Origin of the sequence: Phaeodactylibacter xiamenensis (genome assembly GCF_000759025.1) — a bacterium.
Taxonomy (GTDB): domain Bacteria; phylum Bacteroidota; class Bacteroidia; order Chitinophagales; family Saprospiraceae; genus Phaeodactylibacter; species Phaeodactylibacter xiamenensis.
In genome coordinates, this window is the sequence record NZ_JPOS01000050.1 from 1 (window position 1) to 1,971 (window position 1,971).

The 1,971-nt window shown below is 55.7% G+C and carries 1 protein-coding gene; it reads left to right on the top strand.

What is annotated here, in order from left to right; translation table 11 throughout:
* On the top strand, window positions 1-1,971 hold a 1,971-nt coding region (locus IX84_RS18165; RefSeq protein ID WP_044223972.1), incomplete at both ends, for an FG-GAP-like repeat-containing protein.

Sequence of the window (1,971 nt, forward strand, 5' to 3'; positions counted from 1 at the left end):
GTGATGATAAGATAGCGTGGTACGAGAATGACGGCAGCGGCAATTTTGGTGCGCAGCAGGTCATAACGACATCAGCGGATGGTGCCAGTTCCGTATACGCCATGGATTTGGACGGTGATGGCGACGCGGATGTATTATCGGCCTCATTAAATGATGATAAGATAGCGTGGTACGAGAATGACGGCAGCGGCAATTTTGGTGCGCAGCAGGTCATAACGACATCAGCGGATGCTGCCAGGTCCGTATACGCCATGGATTTGGACGGTGATGGTGACGCGGATGTATTATCGGCCTCATCAAATGATGATAAGATAGCGTGGTACGAGAATGAGTGCACTACCACCCAGAATTGCCTTTCTGAAAACACGCTGCAAATCACCACCATCCAATCTGCGCCCCCTTTGGTGCTGGACGAAAACGGGGAGTGGTTTACCGTTTACAACCCTACAGACTCTGTCGTTGATCTGAATGGCTATACCATCCTTGACGATGGCACCGACAGCCACTCCATCACCACCTCCCTCCTCCTCCCTGCCGGCGGCTCCATCACCCTCGGCAACAACGCCGATACCCTGACCAACGGGGGGGTCCACATCGACTATGCCTACGGCAGCGATATTACCCTCGATGATGAGGAAGATGAGATCGTACTGGTCTGCAGCGGCACAGAGGTGGCCCGCGCGACGTACAGCGGCGGCTTGTTTGCAGGCTGTACGAATCCAACGGTGGCCCTTGGCGCGGATGGCACAGTCTCTATTACGCCAGCGCAGGTCGAGGACGGTACCATGGCCCTCGATGGGCTGGCGGGGCTGTGGCTGGATGTCACCGACTTTGACTGTAGCAATCAGGGGCAGGATAATCCGGTTGAGCTGACCGTGGTGGATACAGATGGGGATACGAGTACCTGTATGGCGATTGTGTCCGTTATCGACAATATGGCACCCACGGCGGTTTGTGCAGATGTCACTATTGCGCTGGATTCGGCAGGGATGGCCCTGCTCGTGGCTGATAGCCTCGATGGGGGCTCTACCGATAACTGCGCGACGAGCTTCACTTATGAGGCGAGTCAGGTGGCCTTTAGCTGCGATGACCTGGGCGAGCAGTCCGTTACGCTTACGGTCAGCGATGGCAGCCCGGATGCCGAATCGGGTAATTGTACCGCTACCGTCACGGTAGTGGATGATGCTGCGCCGGTGGCGGAGTGTCAGGATGCCGCTGTACAGCTTGATGCTGCGGGCATGGCTACGCTAAGCCCGGAAGCTGTGAATAATGGCTCTTACGATAATTGTACCCCGGCTGCGGGCCTGGTCCTGGAAGTCAGCCAAGATCAGTTTGACTGTGGGGACCTTGGGCAGCAAACGGTGAGCCTTTTTGTCAGCGATGGCAGCCCCAACTCCGGCTCCGGCAGCTGCATGGCAATGGTGACCGTGGAAGACCTGCTCCCGCCTCAGGCCGAGTGTACAGATGTTACAGTACAACTCGATGAAAATGGGACAGCTTTCCTGCCATCCTTCAATGTAGACGGTGGCTCGTCGGACAATTGCGGTACGCTGGACCTGGCGCTTAGCCAAAGCAGTTTCGACTGCACACATCTGGGAGAAAACGCTGTGGATATGATCGTAAGCGATGGCAGCAACAATCAAGATACCTGTACGGCGACCATCACGGTAGAGGATGTAATCTCGCCGGTGGCCGTCTGTCAGCCCTTCAGCGTCAGCCTGGATAGTACCGGATTCGCGTCAATCATGGCTGATAATGTGGACGGCGGCTCTACCGATAACTGTGCAGGGGTGAGCCTGATGCTCAATCAGAGTACTTTCGATTGCGGTGATATCGGTACCAACACCGTCACGTTAACGGTGACCGATGCCAGTAATAATATGGATACATGCCAGGCTACCGTGACGGTAACCGATGACCTGCCACCGCAGGCCATATGCGCAGATATTAGTGTTGCCCTGGATTCCATAG